Annotated in this window: 1 pseudogene; it reads left to right on the forward strand. The window is 32.8% G+C overall.

From position 1 onward, the window contains the following. Positions 1–171: 171 nt before the first annotated feature. A pseudogene (locus M2475_RS11340) lies at positions 172–1,548 on the forward strand (IS1182 family transposase); the annotation flags it as partial. Positions 1,549–1,667 lie beyond the last annotated feature (119 nt).

Below are 1,667 nucleotides of genomic sequence, written 5' to 3' on the forward strand. Positions count from 1 at the left end.
CAGACTGTTGACAAAAGAAGTCAATGGTCTTTTTTTATAACAAGGTATATGATACAATCTATTAGGCAGGAAATTTCTCTATTTTAGTCGATAAAGTCATGATCTCCTGCCTTTTATTATGCGAAAAATGATATAATATAGGTGACTAAAGCAGGAGATTATATCATGACAATGACTAACAAAATGAATCGCAAAAGCGATAGTATTATTTTAGCTACAATTGAAGAATTAGTACCACAGGATCATCTGGTAAGAAAACTAGAAGACTGTATTGATTTTACTTTTATTTATCCAAAAGTAAAACATCTATATAGTGAAGTTGGAAGACCAAGCGTTGATCCTGTTATTTTATTTAAGATGGTATTTATTAATATTATCTTTGGGAATAACTCAATGAGAAAGACCTGCAAAGACATCGAAGTTAATCTAGCCTATCGATGGTTTTTAGGGATTGAAATTCATGAACCAGTTCCAAATTATTCTACATGGTCGCAAAACTATATTCGTAGATATGCTGATTCTACAATCTTTGAAGAAATATTTACCGAAATTCTTTCTCAAGCAATGAATTATGATTTCTTAGACTTAGAAACGGTATATGGAGATAGTACGCATCAAAAAGCAAATGCAAATAAGCGAAAGGGTGAAGCGAAAATGGTTGACCTTGAAGCAAAGAAATATGAAATAGAATTGCTTAATGAAATTAATCATGATAGAGAAATGTGTGGAAAGAAAACATATGAAACGCTCGTCAAAACTGAGATGGTAAATGACGAAGAAACAGGTAAAGAAATCGAAGTAGTTCAACAAAAGCGTATGAAACAAAGTACAACAGATCCCGAGGCAGGAAATTATCACAAGGGAGAAAAAGAACAGTGTTTCGCATATTCACATCAAAGTTTCTGTGATAAGAATGGATTTGTATTATCAGCAACAACAGTGGCAGGAAATGTACATGATAGTGTATCCTTTTTTGAAGCTTACAAAGCATTAAACAAAAATCTACGACCGTATATTAAGAATGTGTGTTTAGATGCTGGATATATGACGCCAGCTATCTGTAAAACTATTATCGAGAATGGACAAGAAGCATACATGCCATACAAACGACCAATGACGAAAAAAGGATTCTTCAAAAAATACGAATATGTTTATGATGAAGATTACGATTACTATTTATGTCCAAATGATCAGGCACTACTATATACAACAACAACTAAAGAAGGATATCGCGAATATAAATCTGATCCGAAAGTTTGTGTAAATTGTCCAATGATTGATACATGTACGAAAAGTAAAAATCACATAAAAGTAATTCATCGACATGTATGGGAAAGTTTTCGAGAACACGTTGATGAGACAAGACATACAGATAAGTGGAAAGAAATTTATCCAGTTCGAAAAGAAAGCATCGAAAGAGTTTACGCTGACTGCAAAGAGAATCATGGACTGAGATATACAAGATTAAAAGGATTGAAAAAGAACCAGCATCAAGTCTGGTTGATTTTTGCGTGTCATAATCTTAAAAAGGTGGCATTATGGAGTTGGAATGGAGCATACAATAAGTCCATTTTTACACACATAATTGATAGCATACGAAAAATATTAAAAACATACATAATTAAAAGGGTGCTCCGTAATGGAACACCCTTTATGTCAACAGTCTG

Source organism: Breznakia sp. PF5-3, from assembly GCF_029504745.1.
Taxonomy (GTDB): domain Bacteria; phylum Bacillota_I; class Bacilli_A; order Erysipelotrichales; family Erysipelotrichaceae; genus Breznakia.